The following is a 21516-nucleotide window of genomic DNA, read 5'->3' on the forward strand; positions in this document are numbered from 1 at the left end:
TGTTACAATTGCTTGTAACGTGCTGTTGTTTCCAATCTTTCAAAGACCTTTTCTAACCCCAGTCTGCATCCGCAGTCTATCCCGGTTAAAATTGCAAGATGCCAAGGTTGCGAACCTCCAGACCCTAACGCCTGCATCCTTCATGATGTTTTTAAGAACTTTTTCCACCCTCTACCGCCTCACACCGTTTCGCTCCGTTTTAACGGGAGTGCAAAGGTAGTGAACGTTTTATTTTCAACCAAATTTTTCTAAAGAATTTTTTGACTTTATTTTTTTGTCAGTATCCCCGGAAAACCCCTGCCAGCAACAATTTGAGCTATGCAGAAAGGAAGAAAAATGTTGTAAAGAACTACGTGTTTTCCGTTGTTAGCGGGATGCAAAGGTAGAGACTTTTTCGCTTCACTTCCAAATGTTTTACAAAAGTTTTTCCCCAAAAACTGCCCGGAACAAATTCAGAACAGCTGTAAAGCCCTCCCACAAAGGGATTCAGCAACAATATTTTTTTTGAAAAAAGTATGGGGAACAACTCAAAAAGTGCCTTCGGGATACTTTACCTGCATTAAACACAAACCCTGCGGCGGCACCGCAAAATCTGCCTGCCGGCAATCCTTGCTCTCTATCACCGCCCTGAATTCCGCCAGGGTAAGCTTTCCGCGGCCCACACGCAACATAGTGCCCACCAGCCCCCGTACCATACCACGCAAAAAACGGTTGGCACTCACGTTGTAGACTATACGCCCGTCTCCTTCCGTCCAGCGGGAATGCTCAATAGTGCAGTTGAACGTTTTCACCTGCGTATTCCGTTTTGAAAAAGTGCTGAAGTCGCGGTACTCCTTCACTATCTCCGCAGCGGCATGCAAATCGTCCATGTTCATCCGGTAAGGGAAATAATAACCGCGGTCACGCATGAACGGGTCTTTAAACGTATACAAGGTGTATTCATAAGCGCGGCTGGTGGCGGCAAAACGGCTGTGCACCGCCTCTCCTACCGGGTAAACGCCCTTCAGCACAATATCTGGCGGCAGAATGGCATTCATCTTATACACAAACTGCGGATGCAGCGGCAGCTCCAGATCAAAATGCAGAAAATTCTGCCGGGCATGCACGCCGGCATCGGTACGGCTGGAGCCTGTGGTCACCACCGGCACCCGCATCAGCAGGCTTGCCGCGCGGTCTATTTCAGCCTGCACTGTATGCGCATTTTCCTGCACCTGGAAACCGCTGTAACGTTCCCCCATGTAAGCAACTTCTAAAAAATACCTGGCCATGATGCGCGAAAGTAGGGATTTTAAAACGACAAATGGTGAACAAAGCCAGGCTTCCGTTCACCATTTGCAGTATTGAATGCTTGTGATTATCTTTTGATCAATGCTTTGAAACGCCCTTTGTAATAATCGTCCTTCAGCAGGTCTTCCAGGCCGCCGTAATTCTGGGAATCGTACGTGCGGGGATAGGCCGCGTCCAGCAACTGGTAACGGTTGTCTTCCGTAGATATCAACTGCGTCAGCGCCCGTATCTGCTCCGTGCTCACGCACACGTTGCGGATGCTGCGGCGGAACGCGTCTACCATATCTTCATCTTTCTTTTTACTGTTCATCGTGCGCAGCAGTTTGCGGAAAGCGTCTACTTCCAGCACCTTGCCGCAATCAGAGTTCACCATTTCTATGGAAGGTTTCTTCTCTTTCTCTTCTTTTTTGGTTTTGGTGCTCACCGCTTCGGTATTGCCGTAAAATTCGGCGTTGGCCAGGCTGTCTTTCAGAATAGCTTCCCTGTCTGCCGCCTCGCGCTCCGCCTTTCTTTTCTGCTTGCGGGCCTCACGGGCTTCCTTGGCGCTCACTTCGGGCTTCTCTTCCCCATCTACTGCCACGGGCACTGCTTCCTCCACTGTTTCCGCTGCCTTGGCTGCTGCCGCGGCCGGAGCCGCGCCGGATTCCCCGAAGTCGATGAACTCCGGCTCAGGCGCATCTTTTTTCTTTTTGGCCTTCTTTTCCTTTTTTACCGGTGGAGGGGCCGCTTCTTCGCTAACAGCGGGCTTTTCAGCGGCGGCTTCTGCCAGCGCCTCATCTGCCGCTGCTTTCTTTTCATCTTCCAGCACACTGCTCAGCAGCTCTCTTTCCTCTTCTGTCAGCGCCTCCCGCTCTTTGGAACGGTTGCGTTTATTGCGTGCCGGCTTTTTAGCAGGCGTTTCGGCTACTTCTTCCACCACTGAAACCACGGGCGCCGTTTCTACAGGCGGGGCGGCCGGTTTGGCTTTAGGTTTGGGGGCTTCCAGCGGCATGTTCTCCGGCCGGTCATCTATCACTACTTTATCAAGGGCTTCGGCAAAACTGCTTTTTTTACGGGGACCGCTATCTGCTGATTTGTTCAGCGCAGCCTCCACATCGGCCTGCACATTGTCCATCATGGCCTTTTGCTCCGGCGTGGCCGTATCACTGGAAATACGGGCTACGGTTACGCTTTGGGTTTCCTCAGGCGCTTCCTCTTCCGCAGCGGCGCCGCCGCCGGCAGACTTCAGGGAGGCGAAGGTTTGCAGGTCATACAAGGCATAATCCTTGTCACCATTGCCTTTCAGCAGGAAACCGTAGTCTCTTTTGCCGGTAAGGCGTATCACATAATGCTGCTCCGGCGCCTCATTTTTGGGGAACCCGATGGTAACGGGCACTTTGCCGGCCTGCAGGCGGGGCAGTATCACGTAGCCGCGGGTAGAGGAGCTGAGCAGCTTGCCGTTGAGCTTTACGTAGAAGGGTTGCTGCTTCTCATGCTGGATGTATACAAAATACGACGCGTCCTGCGCCGCCAGGCCGGTGGCTACCAGCAGGCAACAGCACAGATATAACAGTTTCAGTTTAATTCGATCCATAATGTTACTTGTAACAAATATTATTCCAGCACAATTAATACCTCTCCTTTCTCCACGGCAGTGCGCTCCGCCACCCTGATCTCTTTCACCACCGCGTCTGCTGCGGCCTTGAAGACGTTTTCCATTTTCATGGCTTCCAGTATCAGCACCGGGTCTCCCTTTTTGATGGCCTGGCCCGGCGTTACCAGCACTTTCAGCACCATGCCGGGCATGGGCGCCTTGATGTCATTCAGCTTGCGGGAAGAGGCTTCAGAAATGCCCATAGAGGCCAGCAGGCGGTCTATCGGTTCCTGCAGGGCCACCTCATACAGCGCCTGGTTGATCTGGAGCGTAATGGTTTTAGTGTCCGGATCAGTTTTTACCACTTCCGCCACCAGGCTTTTCCCATCCATTAAAATGCTGAAACCTCCTGACGGCAGGGCGGTAGTGCTCCAATCTACTTGTTTCCCGTTACATTCCACATGCCCGGGACCGTCTCCGGCCGGGGTAATTTCAAACGGCCGGGCGCCGTTCACTGTTGCTTTGATCATATATTACCTGTCCTATCCCTACAAAAATAACAATTTTAACCGCTTGCGTCGTATTTGGGCCATTTGTTTAAATTTGACGTTTCCCCTCCCCGCAGGAGGCTATTTTTGTCCAAAATAACAATTGCATGCATCATCAAACCAGAAAATCACTGGGTATATGGCTGGCAGGGCTCGCGCTTATGGGGCTCTGTACCAGTGCTTTGGCCCAGTCGGGAGACAACCGCAAAGACGATCCCGCACTCAAGATCTATCGAGCCACCCCTACCAAAATCAACAACCTTGTTCATACCAAACTGGACGTACGTTTCGATTACGCCAAACGCCACCTCAACGGCAAAGCCTGGATTACCCTGCAGCCGCACTTCTACCCTACTGACAGCCTCACGCTTGACGCCAAGGGAATGGACGTGAAAACCGTTACCCTCATCCAGGGCGGCGGCCCCGGCACCCTCCGCTACCCTACGGAGGCCATGCTCAAAACGGCTAAACAAACGCCCCTCCAGTATAAATACGACGGCCAGGAGATCAGCGTAAAACTTAATAAAACGTATAAATCCGGCGAATCTTATACCGTGTTCGTGGAATATACCGCCAAGCCTGACGAGCTGGAGGTGAAAGGCAGCGCCGCCATTACGGACGCCAAAGGCCTCTATTTCATCAACCCTGACGGTAAAGACCCCAAAAAGCCCATCCAGATCTGGACACAGGGCGAAACGGAAGCTTCTTCCGTATGGTTCCCCACCATAGACAAAACCAACCAGAAAACCACCTCGGAGATCAGCATGACGGTAGACAAAAAATACGTGTCTCTCTCCAACGGTAAGCTGGTGAGCCAGAAAAACAATGCGGACGGCACCCGTACAGATACCTGGCGGATGGACCTCCCCCACGCCCCCTACCTCTTTATGATGGCCGTGGGAGACTTTGCCGTTGTGAAAGACAAATGGCGCAACAAGGAGGTGAACTATTACGTGGAAAAGGAATATGCGCCCCACGCCAAAGCCATTTTCGGCAATACGCCCGAAATGATGACCTTTTTCTCCAAACTGCTGGGGTATGACTACCCCTGGGTGAAATACTCCCAGATAATTGTGAGGGACTATGTATCCGGCGCCATGGAGAACACCACCGCCACCATTCACGGCGATTTCCTCCAGAAAACGGACCGCGAGCTGCTGGACGACGAAGAGCGCCTGGGCGAGTCCGTTATTGCGCATGAGCTGTTCCACCACTGGTTTGGGGACCTGGCCACCTGTGAATCATGGAGCAACCTTACCATGAACGAGTCTTTTGCGGACTACAGCGAGTACCTCTGGTTTGAGCATAAATTCGGGAAAGATGCGGCAGACGAGCACGGCTACAACGCCATGAACAACTACATGGAGTCTGCAGAATACCAGGGAGACCGCCACCTGGTGCGGTTCCACTACCACGACAAGGAAAATATGTTTGACGCCGTGAGCTACCAGAAAGGCGGCCGCATCCTCCACATGCTCCGCAACTATGTAGGTGACGAAGCGTTTTTCAAAGCCCTCAACCTTTACCTGAAACAAAATGCCTTCAAGGCTACGGAATCTCACCACCTGCGCCTGGCCATGGAAGAGGTAACCGGCCAAGACCTCAACTGGTTCTTCAACCAGTGGTACTTCGGCCAGGGCTACCCCACGCTTGATATCAGCTATGACTACAGCCAGGCCGGCCTTGCCAGGGTGATCATCAACCAGAAGGGAGACAAGGTGTTTGACCTGCCTTTTGCCATAGACGTGTACGCGGGCGGCAAGAAGGAACGGCACAACGTCCGCCTCACGGAAAAAACAGACACCTTCGCCTTTGCGGTCAGCACCAAGCCTGATTTTATCAATGTGGACGCGGACAAAATACTGATCCTCAAAAAATCTGACCGCCGTGACCTGAACACCTACGTGTTCCAGTATAAAAACGCGCCCAATTACCTCGACCGCCGGGAGGCCATAGAAGCCGCATTGAAGCAGCATACCGGCAACCCTGCCGCCCGCGCCACGGTAATTGCCGCGCTGAAAGACAAGTACGAAGGCCTGCGCGCCCTCACCATTTCCGGCCTGAAGCTGGATAACAACGAGGTAAGGACCGCCGCCCTGCCCATTCTGCTGGACCTGGCCAAGAACGACCCCGTTGCCTGGGTGCGCGCCGCCGCCATCAAACAGCTGGGCCGCCTGGAAGACGCGCAATATGCGCCCTTGTTCGAAGCAGCGCTGAAAGACCGCTCTTACCTGGTGGAAGGCACCGCCCTCAACGCACTGGCGGAGCTTGACATCAAAAAGGCCTACCAGCTGGCCAAAGCCATGGAGAAAGACGCCCGCGGCATGCTCAGCAGCGGCATTGCCAGCGTGTACGCCAAAAACGGCAATGAGAGCGATGTTCCCTACTTCTCCACCCGCCTGGCCGAAACTACCGGCCAGGAAAAGATCGGCGCAGCCATTCTCTACCTGAATTTCCTTGCCGGCGTAGATAATACCGCCATGGTTACCAAAGGCGTGGATGAAGTGGTAGATGTGGTAACCGGCTTCAACAATTCCTGGGTGAACAGCTACATGGTTAACCTGCTGGGGCCCATTGCCCAGAAGAAGCAGCAAAAAGCCGCCCAGGCCTCCGGAGAGCCGCGCAACGAGCTGAACAAACAGGCGGAGCACATCCTGCAGGCCGTCAAGAAAATAAAAGAAAGTAAAACTGAGGAGTAGTCAGCGGCAGTAAGGCGGCTCAGCCGCCGTTGTGTCACTCACTTCAACCGCAAACCGCTATAGGGCTGATCGAAAAGTAATAATCTGCTTTTCGGTCAGCCCTTTTTAATATCCTTTTCACTGATTTTCATTGTGTTAGCATTCCCCAGCCGGCCCGCTGCGCCACCGCAGGCCGGAAGTATTGCCGCCCACCGGCGCCCACCCTGTCTACACCCTGTTCTCACCCTGCTTTCATTGTGTAGACAGGGTGTAGACAGGGTCAGAACAGGGTCGGAACAGGGTTAGATGGGCCTGAATGGGCGGTGTTCTGCTGACATACTACTGACAACCCTTCGATAACCCCTCGGGGGGTTCGGTTCCTATACGGTTTGAGGATGTTTTGCCGAAGGTTGGTAGCAGCGGGGTGGTAACGGAGATTTGTGACCTGCGCAAGGAATAATGAGTAGCAGCCAGGGGCGGTAACGGGGATTTGCGACCTGCGTAAGGAATAATGAGTAGCAGCCAGGGGCGGTAACGGGGATTTGCGACCTGCGTAAGGAATAATGAGTAGCAGCCAGGGGCGGTAACGGGGATTTGTGACCTGCGTAAGGAATAATGAGTAACAGCCGGGGGTGGTAACGGGGATTTGCGACCTGCGTACGGAATAATGAGTAGCAGCCAGGGGCGGTAACGGGGATTTGTGACCTGCGTAAGGAATAATGAAACAGCCGGGGCTTGCCGACCGGAGCAGACCAGAAACAGGCCAGCGCTTCACCAACAAATCCCCCTCCGGCAAAAAATTCTTCCCTATATTGAGTGGATATACCAAAATTCCACCGTCTCCATGATTTCTCCTGTTTTACTGGTCATACTGTCCATTCTGCTGTTGATTGCGCTGATTATGTGGGTGAAGCTGGACACATTCCTTTCCTTCCTGGTAGTGAGCATTCTGCTGGCATTAAGCTGCGGCCTCAATGGCCCCGAAATAGGCAAATCCATCTCCTCCGGCATTGGCAGCACCCTGGGCTCGCTGGTTACCATCCTGGGCTTTGGCGCCATGCTGGGCAAGCTGGTGGCAGACAGCGGGGCCGCCCAGCGCATCACTACTTCCATGATCGGCCTTTTCGGCACCTGCCGCATCCAGTGGGGCATGGCCCTGGCCGGCCTGCTGGTGGGCATCCCCATGTTTTACACGGCCGGCTTCGTAATAGTGGTGCCGCTCATCTTTGCCACCGGCATGGCCACCCGCCTGCCCTTGCTGTATGTGGGCATACCCATGATATCCGCCCTTTCCACCGCGCACGGCTTCCTGCCGCCTCACCCTTCGCCCACGGCCATCAGCCAGCAACTGGGCGCAGACATTGGCAAAACGCTGTTATACGGCCTCATTATTTCCGTTCCTACTATTGCCATTGCTGGGCCGCTCTTCGGCAGCCGGTTGAAGAAAATGCTCATTACGCCGGAACAGGGGCTGCTCAATATATCCTTCCGGCCCAATGAAGAACTGCCCGGCCTGGGCATCAGCCTGTTCACAGCCTTGCTGCCCCTCATTCTGCTGACCATCACCACCGTGGCAGACCCGTTCATTACAGCGGGCAGCGCGGTGCAAAAAATAATTGCCGTAATCGGAGACCCCAACATTGCCATGCTGCTATCTGTACTGGTGGCGGTTTGGCTGCTGGGCCTGCGCCGCGGGCAGAGCATGAAGCAGGTAATGAAATCTATGGAAACGGCCTTTAAAGACGTGGCGCCCATTATGCTCATTATTGCCGGCTCCGGCGTGTTCATGCAGGTGATCAAAGACGGCAACATCAACACCTACATCGGCGAAGCGCTGCGCCACCTGCCGGTATCTCCGCTGGTACTGGGCTGGATCATTGCCGCGGTGATACGTGTTTGCGTAGGTTCCGCCACGGTAGCAGGCCTCACCACGGTGGGCATATTGCTGCCGCTTATTCAAAACCAGGCTGCGCAGCCTGAATTGATGGTGCTTTCCATCGGCGCGGGCAGCCTGATGTTCTCTCATGTGAACGACGGCGGCTTCTGGCTGTTCAAAGAATACTTCAACCTCAGCCTCAAACAGACATTTGCCACCTGGTCAGTAATGGAAACCATTGTATCTGTTTGCGGCCTGGCGGGCGTATTGGTATTGCAACAATTTATTGGATAACTTTAAAGCAAAAACAGAGGAGATGAACGCAGCAGAAAACTTCGCGGCGCTGGGCCTTGAGCTTCCGCCCGCACCCGCGCCCAAAGGCGTATACAAACCGTTATTGATAGTAGACAAACTGGTATATGTTTCCGGCCACGGCCCGGTGCTGCCCAACGGCGAGCTGCTGTTCGGCAAGGCCGGCCTTGACGTGAACGCAGACGGGGCCAAGCTGGCCGCGCAGCAAGTGGGGCTCACTATTCTTTCCACCCTGGTATCTCAACTAGGCTCCCTCAATAAAATAAAACGGGTTATCAAAGTGCTGGGCATGGTGAACGCCACGCCGGACTTCGGCAAACATCCCTTTGTGATCAACGGCTGCAGCGAGCTGTTCGTGAAGATCTGGGGGCCTGATAACGGCGTAGGCGTGCGCAGCGCCGTAGGCATGGGCTCCCTGCCTGATAACATCACCGTAGAAATAGAAGCGGTATTTGAACTGGCAGATTAATCAAACAACCATGTACGAACTGAAAGAACCGGCCACCCTGGCCTCTCCCGCCCTGCTGGTATACCGCGAGCTGGTGGAAGACAATATCCAAAAAATGATTGCCATGGCGGGCGGCCCGGAGCGGCTGATGCCCCATGTAAAAACACATAAAATGGCGCAGGTGGTGCAAATGCAGCTGAAGCAGGGCATTACCCGCTTTAAATGCGCCACCTTTGCCGAAGCGCAGATGCTGGCGGAAAGCGGCGCGGCAGACGTGCTGCTGGCGTACCAGCTCAACTCCCCCACTGCAGAAGCCTTTGCAGAGCTGACCGTCCGTTTTCCCAAAACGAGGTTCGCTTCGCTGGTAGACAATGAGGCCTCCGCCAACCTGCTGAACAATCTTTTTGAAGACCTCCGGCAATCCCGCAAACCCATCGGCTTTGCCCGTGAGCAAGGCGGTAGCAAAGCGGAAGTGTATATTGATGTTGACAACGGCATGCACCGTACCGGCATAGCGCCGGAAAAAGCGCTGGCCCTCAGCCGGTACATCCAGGCCCTGCCCTTTGTACACCTGCGCGGCCTGCATGTGTACGATGGCCACATCCGCCAGCCAGACCTGGCGCTGCGCACGGCGGAATGCAATGAAGCTTTTGCCCCCGTGGCCGCTCTGGCCGCGGAAATAGGGGATGTTGAAATAGTGGCCGGCGGCAGCCCCACTTTTCCCATTCACCTGCAGCGCCCCGGCGTAACCTGCAGCCCCGGCACCTGCCTCCTCTGGGATGAAGGCTACGGCAGCTCCCTGGCAGAACAGGCCTTTACGCCCGCCGCCCTGCTGCTCACCCGCGTTATTTCCAAACCGCAGGCAGGACATGTTACGCTAGACCTGGGGCATAAAGCCGTTTCAGCAGAAAACCCCATTACCAAACGGGTGTTTTTCCACAGCCTCGGTGAATACGAAGTGGTTTCCCAGAGTGAAGAGCACCTGGTGGTAAAAACACCACAGTCAGACCAGTTGCAGGTGGGAGACATACTGTACGGTACGCCCTGGCACGTATGCCCCACTGTAGCGCTCTACAATGAAGCATTGGTGATCAGCAACGGCGTACATGCCGCTACCTGGCCTATTGCACGCGGCCGCAAAATTCTCAGCACCCGTTTATCAACCAGATAACTATATGCAATCATTCATTTTCGATGCGCACCTGGACCTGAGCATGAACGCCCTGGAGTGGAACCGTGACCTCACCAGGCCGCTGCAGGCCATCCGTGACCGGGAAAAGGGGCTGACAGATAAACCAGACCGCGGCCGCGGCACCGTATGCCTGCCGGAAATGCGCAAAGGGCGTGTAGGCATTTGCGTTGCTACGCAGATTGCCCGTTATGTAGGCCCCGGCAACCCGCTGCCCGGCTGGCACTCGCAGGAGCAGGCATGGGCGCAAACGCAGGGCCAGCTGGCCTGGTACCAGGCTATGGAAGAGCGCGGTGAAATGAAGCAGATCACCAACGCCGCCGAGCTCACTGCTCACCTTCAGCTCTGGGAAAACGCCGCAGACACCAGCTCCCTCCCCATCGGGTTTATATTAAGCCTGGAAGGGGCAGATTCCTTCTTTGAACTGGCCTGCGTGGAAAAGGCCTATGCTGCGGGCCTGCGGGCCGTTGGCCCCGCTCACTACGGTCCTGGCGTATATGCATATGGAACAGATTCCAGCGGCGGGCTGGGTACCAAAGGCCGCGCCCTGCTCAAAGAGATGGAACGGCTGGGCATCATCCTGGACGCCACCCACCTCTGCGACGAGAGTTTCTTTGAGGCCATGGACCATTTCTCCGGCCCCGTATGGGCCAGCCATCATAATAGCCGCAAGCTGGTACCCCACAACCGCCAGTTCTCAGACGAGCAATTTTCCATGCTCATTGCCCGCGGCGCCGTAATAGGCACCGCCTTTGACGCCTGGATGCTGACGCCCGGCTGGCAAAGAGGCGTCAGCCAGCCAAAAGAAATGGACGTTTCCCTGGAGAAAGTGGCAGACCAGATAGACCATATCTGCCAGCTGGCCGGCAACAGCCGCCATGCCGCCATTGGCTCAGACCTTGACGGCGCTTTTGGCACGGAACAGTCTCCCTACGACCTGGAAAGCATTGCCGGGCTGCAAAAAATACCCGGCATTCTCCGCGGGCGCGGCTACAAGGAAGAAGATATTGACAACATCACCCACAAAAACTGGGTGCGCTTTCTGCTGGAAGCGTGGAAATAAAAAAAGGCAGGCCCCGACAAGCCCGCCCTCTATGCCGGTTACCGAAAGCAGCAAGCGTAACCGGCATTTTCTTTTTCGGTTGTTCTCTTCAGTAGGCATTGAACTCTTTAGTACACCAGCTCTATTTGCCCGCGTATTTCCCCACCCGGGTTAGCGGCTGTATGGATATTGACATACCATTTACCCGCCAGCAAGTCTGCCTCCGTTTGCGTGGTACCGTTCAGCACAAAGCTGGTGGTGAAACTGCCAGCCGGCGCCGAGGCAAACAGGGTGGCAAAGTTTTGCAGCACGCCTGCATTCACGCCCTTGGCGGCGGGGCCATGAATATGCATGAGCGTGGCATTACCGGAAAGATTAGACCAGCGGACGGTGATGGTCATTTCTTTTGAATCGGGGTTATAACTGGCATCGAAGCTGCCGGTGCCGGTGGTGGTAACCGCGGGGTTTTCCTGCGCGCCGCTCATGGGAGCGTTCTTGACGGTATACAGGTTGTCTTTCTCGTCTTTGTCTTTTTTGCAGGAAACGGCTGCCAGGCAAAAAATGCCCATGGCCAGAAATACCAGGAGATGTAAATTTTTCATAGCGCTCTTCTTTAGGGGAGTATACGGGAGAACGCTGCGTGGGGTTGCTTGGGTCAGATATGAATTACGCGGCCTTCATCCCCGTCCCAGCGCCAGGGCGTTTGCTCCAGGGGAATACCGCCCAGCCACAGGTTTTGCTGGGTTGCAAAGGAAAGATAGTTTTGTTCATTGTTCAGCACTTCGCGGCCCAGGCTGGTGATGCTCAGCATTTCACTGTCCCGCTGCACTACGCCCGCCCGCTGCAGGCGTTGAATATATATGTCCAGCTGAAAATCTCCGAAACCATAGATCTTTTGTTCATTCCAGAACTGGTAATAGAGCGCTCTTTCGCTGAGTTTACCTAATGCCAGGCGGTCAAGGAAAAAGTGCTCCACTGCGTTCAGCCCATTGGCCGCGCCGGGCAGGCGTTGCAGGTGAGCTTGCAGGGCTTTGCCCAGGTAAGGCAGATGTTTGGCGGAACGGTGGCTGAGGGCTTCCAGCGCCAGGGGATCTGCGCCGCTGTACGCTTCCCGGCTCTGAAGCGCCAGCTGCCAGTCTTCCGCCTGCAGGCGCACCCTGCCTTCAAACAGGGGCGGGAGATGCTCCGGTTTCAGCATGCCCATGCCCCGGAAGCCGGGCACCTCAGGGTGCTCATGCAACTGAACAATACTTACAGGGGGTAATGATATGGAAAGATGGTGCAGGTAATACAATACAAACAGCAGGTTCACCTGGCAAAAGAGGTCAAATTCAAACCAGAGCACAATTTCTTCGTAGGCGGCCGCATTGTTGAGGCGCTGGGTGGTTTCAGGCAGGTCACGCATGTAGGCATCACTGTCTATACCGTATTGCTGCTGCAGGTATGCCGCCCTTTCCCGGAAGAATTGCTGCATATCTGTAGCGGGCGGGGTTTTACCCTCGCAAAGCATTTCCCGCCAAACTACCTTTTCCCCGGGAATACCGCTGTGGTCAAAGATCTCGCGGGTAGCATCGCCATTTAACACATGAAGTATCAATTGTACATGCAGTTAGTGGCAAACGGCGGCATGCGTTTGCCTGGTCACGAATAATATGCCTTCTTCTACCAGCTTCCTCCTGCGCCTCCGCCGCTGCTGGAGCCGCCGCCGAAGCCACCAAAGCCGCCCCCGCCGAAACCTCCTCCACCGCCGCCGAAGCCGCCGCCAAAACCACCACCGCCGCGGCCCAGTGAGCTGCCTATCATGCCGCCCAGGATGCCGCCGAACACGCTGTCTCCCCTGCGGCTGATTACCCGGCCACCGCCGCGCCCGCCGCCGCCACCGCGGCCAAAGAGCACCAGCAGGATGATGATAATGATAATAATGCCCAGTATGTTACCGCCGCCGGGGCCCTGCTTGCTGCGCGGAACACCTTTGTACTCGCCGGCAGCCGCTTTTACCAGCGCGTCTGCCGCTGCATCAAGCCCCTGGTAATAATGCTCTTCCCGGAAAGATGGTTTAATGATCTTGTCAATAATGCCCCAGGCCACCGCATCAGGCACCGCGCCTTCCAGCCCGTCTCCCGTAATGATTCTCACCCGCCGGTCTTTAATGGCGGCAAATATGAGTATACCGTTGTTCTTCTTTTTCTGGCCAATGCCCCAATCCCGGAAAATCTGCAGCGCATAGTCAAAATCGTCATACTCCCCGGTGGTATTGACCAGTACAATGGCAATTTGTGAGGAGGTACTGTCGTCATACGCTACCAGCTTCCTTTCCAGCTCATTTGCCTCAGACTGCAACAGTACATGCGCATAGTCGTTCACCAGCCGCGGCGGATTGGGGCGGGCGGGGAAATCTCGCCCACCGGGAAAATCCTGCGCAATAGCACTACATCCGATCAGTATAAAACTCCATAAAATTAACCAGCGGAAAAACTTCATTTGTTTGTTGCTTATGAATCAATGTATTTATCTCCCGAACACAATGTCGTCCGGCAGCTCATTGGCGTCACCGGCTTCAAAGGGGAAATAATGTAACAGGGATTCTCCGATCTCTTTCACGCATACCTCTATGCCTTCAATGATCTTGTTAGATGAAAAATGGTCTTTCAGCAGGAGGGCTTCCTTTTGCCAGAAATCCGTGCCTACTTTTTCGTGAATCCCCTGGTCTCCCAGGATGGCAAACTGGTGGTCTCGCAGGGCAATGTACAGCAGTACGGCGTTCCGTTGCTTTGTTTTGTCCATGCCCAGTGACAGGAACGCTTCCCTGGCCCGGTCCATAGGGTCTACATATTCACAGCGGTTCTCCACAAACAGCCTGATCTCGCCTGATGTAAGGCGCTCCGCCTGGCGGATGGCATGTATGATCCTGTTTTTTTCCTCTTCTGTGAAGATCTCTTTCTTTCTGAATGAAAATAGGCCCATGGATGCATGATATTACGAACTACGGACCAGGATGCGCGGTGCAAACAGTTGCGGATGACGCATCGTGGTCCGTAGCGGAATTAGAATTGTACTTTCGGGGCTTTCTCAGCGCCTTCGGCAGCCTTGAAGTAGCCCTTGGCGGAAAAGCCCGTGATATTGGCGATCACATTATTGGGAAAGGTGCGTATACTGCTGTTAAAATCGTTCACAGCCCCGTTGAAATCATTCCTGCTTACGGCAATGCGGTTCTCCGTGCCCTCCAGTTGCGCCATAAGGGTCTGGAACTGTTCCGTAGTACGCAGCTCCGGGTATTTTTCTACCGTTACCAGCAAACGGCTGAGCGCGCCGCTTAACTCGCCCTGTGCCTGCTGGAACTGTGCCACTTTTTCAGGTGTAAGGTCTCCGGGGTTAATTTGTACGGAAGAAGCCTTTGAACGTGCTTCAATTACCTTCGTAAGGGTTTCCTGCTCAAAGTTGGCAGAACCTTTCACTGTGTTCACCAGGTTGTCTACCAGGTCAGCCCGGCGCTGGTACTGGGTTTCTACGTTCCCCCACGCTTTGTTTACCGCTTCGTCTTTTGTTGCCATCCCGTTGTACTTGCTGCAACCGAAAAAGCCCAGGAGTACCAGGACAATGATCACAATGATTCCAGTTTTCATATTCTATCTTTTTTTAATAAAGTTAGGAAAGGGTATATTCAAACCTACAAGAAATAACGGAAAGCGCAAAACAAGGTTTAAATACCATAACGATAAACTGGTTAGTTCCAGCGGTTACCAATTAAGTAATAGCGGTCATCGAAAAGTTAAGAACCCGTTAACAAAAAATCTCTATGTTTGGTTCGGATTTCACCGGTCTTGATTTCGTGTGGCCAGGGCCGGTAATTCGTTAAAGGGGAATGCAATGCATGCGGTATATCCGCCCGCAATCATTTTTTCCGACTCATTTATTTTTATTATATTACAATTACTCTACTGCGTTAATAATGAGTGCACAACACATTCACATCCTCTATATCGATGATGAAATACATAACCTGAATGCGTTCAAGGCATCTTTCAGGAGGATTTATACGGTGCAAACAGCCGAATCTGCGGAAGATGCGTACAAATTGCTGGAGGAACATGCATTTCACATCATCATTTCGGACCAGCGGATGCCGAAGATGACCGGGATAGAGTTTTTTGAATCCATCCTGACCAAATACCCGGAGCCCATCCGCATACTCCTTACCGGGTATGCAGATATCAACGCGGTGATAGACGCCATCAACAAAGGCCAGGTATACAAATATTTTTCCAAGCCCTGGAACGATGAGGAGCTGCGCCATAATATAGAAAAGGCCTACGAAGTATACGCCTTGCGCAAGGAAAACCGGGAGCTGACCGAAAAGCTGCTGGACGTGAATGAGAAGCTGGAGTTTTTGCTGCGGCAGAAGCTGATCTCGTAACGGCGGCTGGATGTAAGATCTTTGCCGGCTGAAGGTAGCTTCAGCCGGTTTTTTTGTGGCCGTAATACGCTCAACCCTCCTGCCCGATAGCCCCTCTGCCGTTGAAGTGAGTGACACAACGGCGGCTGACCATTTGTTCCTCCGCCCGTCCCCCCTCTCATCAATTTTCTGCCTTAATTCACGGGCAGTCATCCATTTTCCTTTAAATTGCGTCCATTGTGAACGTTTAATAGCTCAATCATGCAAGTTTGGAAAGATTACCAGGCACAGCATAAAGACCGTTTTCTGAACGAATTGCTGGACCTGTTGCGGATTCCCTCAGTGAGTGCCGACTCCCGGCACAACGATGATACGAAGCGCTGCGCGGAAGCCGTGAAACAAAGACTGGTGGAGGCTGGAGCAGACAATGTGGAGGTTTGCCCCACTGCCGGCCACCCCATAGTGTATGGCGACAAAATTATTGACCCTTCCCTGCCTACCGTGCTGGTGTACGGCCACTATGACGTGCAACCGCCTGACCCGCTTGACCTCTGGACCAGCCCCCCGTTTGAGCCCGTGATCAAAGACGGTAAAATATATGCCCGCGGCTCCGCGGACGACAAAGGCCAGTTTTACATGCACGTGAAGGCTTTCGAGACCATGATCAAAACCAATACCCTGCCCTGCAATGTGAAATTCATGATTGAAGGGGAGGAAGAAGTGGGCTCCAACAACCTGGGCATTTTCCTGAACGACAATAAAGAACGCCTGAAAGCGGACGTAGTGCTGATTTCGGACACCTCCATGATCAGTATGGACACCCCTTCCATAGACACCGGCCTGCGCGGCCTGGCCTATATGGAAGTGGAAGTGACCGGCCCCAACCGGGACCTGCACTCCGGCGTATACGGCGGCGCCGTAGCCAACCCGGCTACCATACTGGCCCAAATGATAGCGTCTCTGCACGATGAGAACAACCACATCACCATACCCGGCTTTTATGACGGCGTGCAGGAGCTGAGCGCCGCAGAGCGGGAAAATCTGAACAAAGCGCCCTTTGATGAGGCGGAATACAAGCAAGACCTGGGCGTAGACGAGCTGTGGGGTGAAAAAGGGTATACCACCATTGAAAGAACGGGCATACGCCCCACGCTGGAGGTAAACGGCATCTGGGGCGGCTATACCGGGGAAGGCGCCAAAACCGTGCTGCCTTCCAAGGCCTTCGCCAAAATTTCCATGCGGCTGGTGCCCAACCAGGACTGGGTTAAAATATCCGACCTGTTTAAAGCGCACTTCGAGAAAATAGCGCCCAAATCCGTAAAAGTGAAGGTAACTGCTCACCATGGCGGCTCTCCCTACGTAACGCCGACAGACCATGTGGCGTTCAAAGCCGCCAGCAAGGCCATTTCCGCCACTTTCGGCAAAGACCCCATTCCCGTACGCGGGGGCGGCAGCATTCCCATTGTGGCGCTGTTTGAAAAAGTGCTGGGCCTGAAAACCGTGCTGATGGGCTTTGGGCTGGATAGTGACAACCTGCACTCTCCCAATGAAAAATATGAACTGGTAAACTTTTACAAGGGCATTGAAACCATTCCCTACTTTCACCAGTATTTTGCTGAAATGAGCCGCCAATAAGGCTCCTGGCATTATAAAGTAAAACGGGCGTACCGGTTATCCGGCACGCCCGTTTTTTATGAGTGCGGGTTTTCTATCCTTTAATGGCCGCAATGCCGGGCAGCACTTTACCTTCAAAGTACTCCAGCATGGCGCCGCCGCCGGTAGATACGTAGCTCACCTTGTCTGCCAGCCCAAACTGGTTCACCGCGGCTACGGAGTCACCACCGCCTACGAGAGAGAACGCGCCGGCAGCCGTTGCTTTCACAATGGCTTCTGCCACCGCTTTGGTGCCGCCCTGGAAGGCAGGCATTTCAAACACGCCCATAGGCCCGTTCCAGAGAATGGTTTTGGAAGCGGCTATCACTTCGCTGAACTTCGCGATAGATTTCTTGCCTATGTCAAGCCCCATCCAGCCGGCAGGAATATTGTCGTTGCTTACTTCCTGCGTGTTGGCGTCTGCCGCAAATTTATCTGCTGCCACAGAATCTTCCGGGATCAGCAGCTGTACCCCGAGAGATTTGGCCTTGGCCAGCAGCTCCAGCGCCAGGTCAAGCTTGTCATTCTCCACCAGGGAGTTGCCTATCTCTTTGCCCTGCGCCTTGAGGAAGGTGTAGGCCATGCCGCCGCCAATGATGATGTTGTTGGCTTTGTTCATGAGGTTTTCTATGATGAGTATCTTGTCACTCACCTTGGCGCCGCCCAGGATGGCGGTAAAAGGCTTCTCTGCGCTGTGGAGCACTTTTTCGGCGCTGAGAGTTTCCGCTTCCATGAGGAGGCCGAACATTCTCCTATCTCCGGGGAAAAATTCAGCAATCACCGCAGTGGAGGCGTGGGCGCGGTGGGCCGTGCCAAAGGCGTCATTTACGTATACGTCTCCCAGTTTGGCGAGCTTTTCAGCAAAGGCCTTGTCTCCTTTTTCTTCTTCTTTATGGAAACGCAGGTTCTCCAGCAGCAGCACTTCCCCCATTTGCAGGTTGGAAGCGGCTGTTTCCGCAGGCTCGCCCACACAGTCTTCCGCAAACTTTACCGTAGCCCCGCCCAGCAGGTTAACCAGGTGGTATACCAGGTGTTTGAGGGAATATTTGTTGGTAGGCCCTTCCTTGGGACGGCCCAGGTGGCTCATGAGAATAACGGCGCCGCCGTCTGCCAGTATTTTCCTGATGGTGGGTACGGCGGCCTGCATGCGGGTATCGTCCGTGATCTCGAACTTGTCGTTAAGGGGCACGTTGAAATCCACGCGGATAAGGGCTTTCTGGTCTTTGAAGTTATGGTCTGAGAACTTGCTCATGATGAACTATTTAGGAATTGTAAGAAAAAAACCCTCCGGAGAGCGCTGTCTGATCAGCGTTTCGCGGAGGGTTGGCAATATCTGTAAGATCCGCTTATTTGCTGATCAGACCTGCAAAATGTTTAACGGTACGTACCAGCTGGGATACGTAGCTCATTTCGTTATCGTACCAGGACACGGTTTTCACGAGCTGGAGGTCACCCTGGGTCATCACCCTGGTTTGGGTGGCGTCAAACAGGGAGCCGTAGTTGATGCCGATGATGTCTGAGCTTACAATTTCGTCTTCAGTATAACCGAAAGACTCGTTGGAAGCGGCTTTCATGGCAGCGTTCACCTCTTCTGCCGTTACTTTCTTGCTGAGGATGGTGGTGAGCTCTGTGAGGGAGCCGGTGATGGTGGGTACGCGTTGGGCGTTACCGTCCAGCTTGCCTTTCAGTTCAGGCAGCACCAGGCCAATGGCCTTGGCAGCGCCGGTGCTGTTGGGCACAATGTTGGCGGCAGCGGCGCGGGCGCGGCGCAGGTCACCTTTGGGATGCGGGGCATCCAGGGTGTTCTGGTCATTGGTGTAAGCGTGGATGGTGGTCATCAGGCCGGTTACGATGCCGAATTTGTCGTTCAGCACCTGGGCCATCGGAGCCAGGCAGTTGGTGGTGCAGGAAGCGCAGGAAATAACGGTTTCGCTGCCGTCCAGGATGTTGTGGTTTACATTGTATACCACGGTTTTCAGGTCGCCGGTGGCGGGGGCTGAGATCACCACGCGCTTGGCGCCGGCGGTGATGTGGGCTTCTGCCTTGGTTTTGTCAGTAAAGAACCCGGTACATTCAATTACCACGTCAATGTCATGGTTTTTCCAGGGAATCTGGGTAGGGTCTTTCTGGGCATATATTTTCACTTCCTCACCGTTTACGGAGATGGAATTGTCACTGTGCGTCACTTCCTGTCCAAATCTACCTTGTGCGGAGTCATATTTCAGCAGATGCGCTAAAACGGCGGGGCTTGTAAGGTCATTGATAGCCACAACATCTATACCGGGCATATTGTAGATCTGGCGGTACACCAGGCGGCCGATACGCCCGAAGCCGTTAATACCAATTTTGAGAGTCGTTCCCATTTTACACTGTAGTTTGTAGATGAAAAAATCGAAAGGCGAAAATACATGCTCTGCCGGTATTAATCAACAGATATTTAGGTTAAGTAAATTTTTTTTGGAAATTGTGAAATGGATTATACCTTTGCAATCCCAAATGAGGGAATGCCGCGTTGGTCAATCGGCTAAGACGCCTCCCTTTCACGGAGGAATGACGGGTTCGACTCCCGTACGCGGTACCAGGAAAAAAGGGCTCTTCATTGAAGGGCCTTTTTCTTTGATTACAGCTTTACTTCAGGAAAACTTCTGCGCCATTGGGGATGTCAGCCCTGCTATTGCTCCTCCCAAATTTCAGTCATTCGGTACGCACCAACCCTAACCGCAGGGTTTGGTATCCCGCAACGGCAACTTTCCGGATTGAACAGACCCGTACTATTAATTGTTACTATTAACAAACACAGGTAGTCGATTTGAAAAGGAAATTTATATAAAGGTGTTGATATGAAAGTTAGAACAGCTTTAGCAGCGGATGAAGCCGGCGCCATTGGCGTATTAACGTTGGCATTCGACGTTGATCCGATGGCCCGGTGGTCTCTGCCTGACCCGGCAAGATATTTGGCAATTTTCCCTTTAATAACTAAGGCTTTCGGCGGAAGCGCATTCGGGAAGGGAACAGCTTACGTTACCGATGGTTTCACCGGTGCAACCCTATGGTTGCCGCCCGGTATTGACTCGGATGAAGAATCTTTAAAAAGACTGTTCAACGAGAACACAGATGACGACATAAGAGAGGATATGCAGATAATTTTTGAGCGAATGGGAAAATTTCACCCGGCTGAGCCGCACTGGTACCTGCCGATGATAGGTGTTGACCCGGTACATCAGGGCGCGGGGATAGGCTCCGCACTGATGACTGAAGCGCTCAAGGCCGTTGACCGTGATGGATTGGCCGCATATCTTGAATCTTCAAATCCCAGAAATATTCCGCTATACGAACGTCACGGTTTCGAGGTTATCGGCGAAATTCAATCGGGCAGCTCGCCTGTTTTACGGCCCATGCTGAGAAAAGCACGGTAAAGGGAAAGCTCGTCAGAACAACGAGCTTTCCCTTTAATATCAACCGCCTGCAATCAAAAAAAGACAAGTAGCCTTCAAGGCTGTTATTTGTTCTTAATTGCAGCAGCCACCTCTATCGGCAAGTCTGATTCCAGGATATCCGCCCCTTCGGCAAAAATAGCGCGATAGCCGCCGGCACGTTCCTTTTTGTCCGTCAATTTGTCTGTTGTGGGCGCTGCGGAAATCATGCACATCACACCTTTGCTGTGTAATAACTTCAAAAGTTCCTTGTTCTCCGGAGTGAATTTCGGACCGATGTAGGCGATCATATTCTTCCATGGGATACCCGCTGCTTCATACGCATCAAAAGCCTTTTTAGAAAGGATATGCACCGAGAACAGGATTTCCGGGTTCTGGTCCAGGTAGAACCGCGCCTGTTCCGGATTATGAATGGTGAGCATCACCAGCGGGTTTCCGCTCTCTTTGATGATCTTGTATATGATCTCGTAAGGTACGCCCTTGTTGTCCAGGTTGAGGATGGTTTTGCCCTTGCTCCATTTAATAGCATCCATCAGTGTGGGAATCCTGAAATTTGTTACATTTCCTTCCGGATCTTTTAAGCGCAATTGCTGCAATTCGGCAAAGGTATGATCAGAAATCTTTCCCTTACCGGTGGTTGTCCTATCTAACGTTGCGTCATGCATCAGCACTACTACGCTATCTTTGGTCATACGGGGATCAACCTCATAGAAAGCACTTGTGTATTTCAGGGTATTCTCAAATGTTTCGATGGAGTTCTCCGGAAAACCTTTTATCATACCGCCTCTATGGCCGCTGATGATCCGCGCATTTTTTCCTTTATAATGAAAAAATTCCTGCGCCTGTTTTAAGGTTTTCATTTTATATGTCCGTAACGCAGAAGTTTGAGCCGACAGGCTTCCGATTGTCGATATTCCAATAAGACAACCCACAACAAGAAATCGTTTCATTTGTTTAATTTTTCTTTTCTAAATGCTATTGATATTCAGTTTTTCAGCGTCGTAATGTCGTTGACATCAGGTTCAGGATAAAAGTATAGACTTATTCACACAGAACAATGGGCTATTATTCGATACACAGGGT

19 protein-coding genes and 1 tRNA gene are annotated in these 21516 nt (G+C 53.1%); 9 read left to right on the top strand and 11 right to left on the bottom strand.

Annotated elements, in window-relative coordinates:
• Positions 1 to 527: 527 nt before the first annotated feature.
• The 3 genes from truA to ABDW36_RS00015 all read right to left on the bottom strand — a co-directional run bounded on the left by truA (position 528) and on the right by ABDW36_RS00015 (position 3390).
• Entirely contained in the window at positions 528 to 1268 is a 741-nt protein-coding gene (gene truA, locus ABDW36_RS00005; RefSeq protein WP_343699825.1) for a tRNA pseudouridine(38-40) synthase TruA, read from the bottom strand.
• Between the two features lie 86 nt (positions 1269 to 1354).
• The gene (locus ABDW36_RS00010; protein WP_343699826.1) at positions 1355 to 2860 is read right to left on the bottom strand and encodes a DUF4476 domain-containing protein; all 1506 of its coding nucleotides are present in this window, start codon (positions 2858 to 2860) and stop codon (positions 1355 to 1357) included.
• 20 nt (positions 2861 to 2880) lie between these two features.
• Positions 2881 to 3390, bottom strand: a complete 510-nt coding sequence (locus ABDW36_RS00015; RefSeq protein WP_343699827.1) for a biotin/lipoyl-containing protein — start codon at positions 3388 to 3390, stop codon at positions 2881 to 2883.
• Positions 3391 to 3515: 125 nt separating this feature from the next.
• On the opposite strand from ABDW36_RS00015, the gene ABDW36_RS00020 reads away from it, so the two are divergent.
• The 5 genes from ABDW36_RS00020 to ABDW36_RS00040 all read left to right on the top strand — a co-directional run bounded on the left by ABDW36_RS00020 (position 3516) and on the right by ABDW36_RS00040 (position 10974).
• Positions 3516 to 6107: a M1 family aminopeptidase gene (locus ABDW36_RS00020; protein WP_343699828.1), complete on the top strand. Its 2592-nt coding sequence runs from the start codon at positions 3516 to 3518 to the stop codon at positions 6105 to 6107.
• 823 nt (positions 6108 to 6930) lie between these two features.
• On the top strand, positions 6931 to 8256 hold the full coding sequence (locus ABDW36_RS00025; protein ID WP_343699829.1) for a gluconate:H+ symporter: 1326 nt from the start codon (positions 6931 to 6933) through the stop codon (positions 8254 to 8256).
• A 22-nt stretch (positions 8257 to 8278) separates the two neighbouring features.
• The gene (locus tag ABDW36_RS00030; protein WP_343699830.1) at positions 8279 to 8743 is read left to right on the top strand and encodes a RidA family protein; all 465 of its coding nucleotides are present in this window, start codon (positions 8279 to 8281) and stop codon (positions 8741 to 8743) included.
• A 10-nt stretch (positions 8744 to 8753) separates the two neighbouring features.
• Positions 8754 to 9893, top strand: coding sequence for a D-TA family PLP-dependent enzyme (locus ABDW36_RS00035; RefSeq protein ID WP_343699831.1), 1140 nt, complete (start codon positions 8754 to 8756; stop codon positions 9891 to 9893).
• A gap of 4 nt (positions 9894 to 9897) precedes the next feature.
• Positions 9898 to 10974 carry a membrane dipeptidase gene (locus ABDW36_RS00040; protein WP_343699832.1) on the top strand — a complete coding sequence of 359 codons (1077 nt, stop codon included), beginning with the start codon at positions 9898 to 9900 and terminating at the stop codon, positions 10972 to 10974.
• 107 nt (positions 10975 to 11081) lie between these two features.
• On the opposite strand, the gene ABDW36_RS00045 is transcribed toward ABDW36_RS00040, so the two are convergent.
• The 5 genes from ABDW36_RS00045 to ABDW36_RS00065 form a co-directional block, all read right to left on the bottom strand.
• Positions 11082 to 11555 (bottom strand): CHRD domain-containing protein, encoded by a 474-nt coding sequence (locus ABDW36_RS00045; RefSeq protein ID WP_343699833.1) that lies wholly within the window; start codon positions 11553 to 11555, stop codon positions 11082 to 11084.
• A 53-nt stretch (positions 11556 to 11608) separates the two neighbouring features.
• Complete coding sequence (locus ABDW36_RS00050) at positions 11609 to 12538, bottom strand: hypothetical protein (RefSeq protein ID WP_343699834.1); 930 nt, start codon at positions 12536 to 12538, stop codon at positions 11609 to 11611.
• Positions 12539 to 12615: 77 nt separating this feature from the next.
• Positions 12616 to 13434: a TPM domain-containing protein gene (locus ABDW36_RS00055; RefSeq protein ID WP_343699835.1), complete on the bottom strand. Its 819-nt coding sequence runs from the start codon at positions 13432 to 13434 to the stop codon at positions 12616 to 12618.
• A gap of 27 nt (positions 13435 to 13461) precedes the next feature.
• Positions 13462 to 13917 (bottom strand): TPM domain-containing protein, encoded by a 456-nt coding sequence (locus tag ABDW36_RS00060; RefSeq protein WP_343699836.1) that lies wholly within the window; start codon positions 13915 to 13917, stop codon positions 13462 to 13464.
• Between the two features lie 80 nt (positions 13918 to 13997).
• On the bottom strand, positions 13998 to 14576 hold the full coding sequence (locus tag ABDW36_RS00065) for a LemA family protein (RefSeq protein WP_343699837.1): 579 nt from the start codon (positions 14574 to 14576) through the stop codon (positions 13998 to 14000).
• A 326-nt stretch (positions 14577 to 14902) separates the two neighbouring features.
• On the opposite strand from ABDW36_RS00065, the gene ABDW36_RS00070 reads away from it, so the two are divergent.
• Positions 14903 to 15367, top strand: a complete 465-nt coding sequence (locus ABDW36_RS00070; protein WP_343699838.1) for a response regulator — start codon at positions 14903 to 14905, stop codon at positions 15365 to 15367.
• A 240-nt stretch (positions 15368 to 15607) separates the two neighbouring features.
• Positions 15608 to 16981: a dipeptidase gene (locus ABDW36_RS00075; RefSeq protein WP_343699839.1), complete on the top strand. Its 1374-nt coding sequence runs from the start codon at positions 15608 to 15610 to the stop codon at positions 16979 to 16981.
• 73 nt (positions 16982 to 17054) lie between these two features.
• On the opposite strand, the gene ABDW36_RS00080 is transcribed toward ABDW36_RS00075, so the two are convergent.
• Both ABDW36_RS00080 and gap read right to left on the bottom strand, forming a co-directional pair.
• A complete protein-coding gene (locus tag ABDW36_RS00080) occupies positions 17055 to 18251 on the bottom strand; it encodes a phosphoglycerate kinase (RefSeq protein WP_343699840.1) in 1197 nt (398 codons plus the stop codon).
• A gap of 94 nt (positions 18252 to 18345) precedes the next feature.
• Entirely contained in the window at positions 18346 to 19362 is a 1017-nt protein-coding gene (gene gap, locus ABDW36_RS00085) for a type I glyceraldehyde-3-phosphate dehydrogenase (RefSeq protein WP_343699841.1), read from the bottom strand.
• 143 nt (positions 19363 to 19505) lie between these two features.
• On the opposite strand from gap, the gene ABDW36_RS00090 reads away from it, so the two are divergent.
• Both ABDW36_RS00090 and ABDW36_RS00095 read left to right on the top strand, forming a co-directional pair.
• A tRNA-Glu gene (locus tag ABDW36_RS00090) sits at positions 19506 to 19580 on the top strand.
• 259 nt (positions 19581 to 19839) lie between these two features.
• Positions 19840 to 20415: an N-acetyltransferase gene (locus ABDW36_RS00095; RefSeq protein ID WP_343699842.1), complete on the top strand. Its 576-nt coding sequence runs from the start codon at positions 19840 to 19842 to the stop codon at positions 20413 to 20415.
• An 83-nt stretch (positions 20416 to 20498) separates the two neighbouring features.
• On the opposite strand, the gene ABDW36_RS00100 is transcribed toward ABDW36_RS00095, so the two are convergent.
• On the bottom strand, positions 20499 to 21383 hold the full coding sequence (locus ABDW36_RS00100) for a glycerophosphodiester phosphodiesterase family protein (protein ID WP_343699843.1): 885 nt from the start codon (positions 21381 to 21383) through the stop codon (positions 20499 to 20501).
• Positions 21384 to 21516 lie beyond the last annotated feature (133 nt).

The organism is Chitinophaga sp., assembly GCF_039596455.1.
In the GTDB taxonomy this organism is placed as follows: Bacteria; Bacteroidota; Bacteroidia; order Chitinophagales; family Chitinophagaceae; genus Chitinophaga.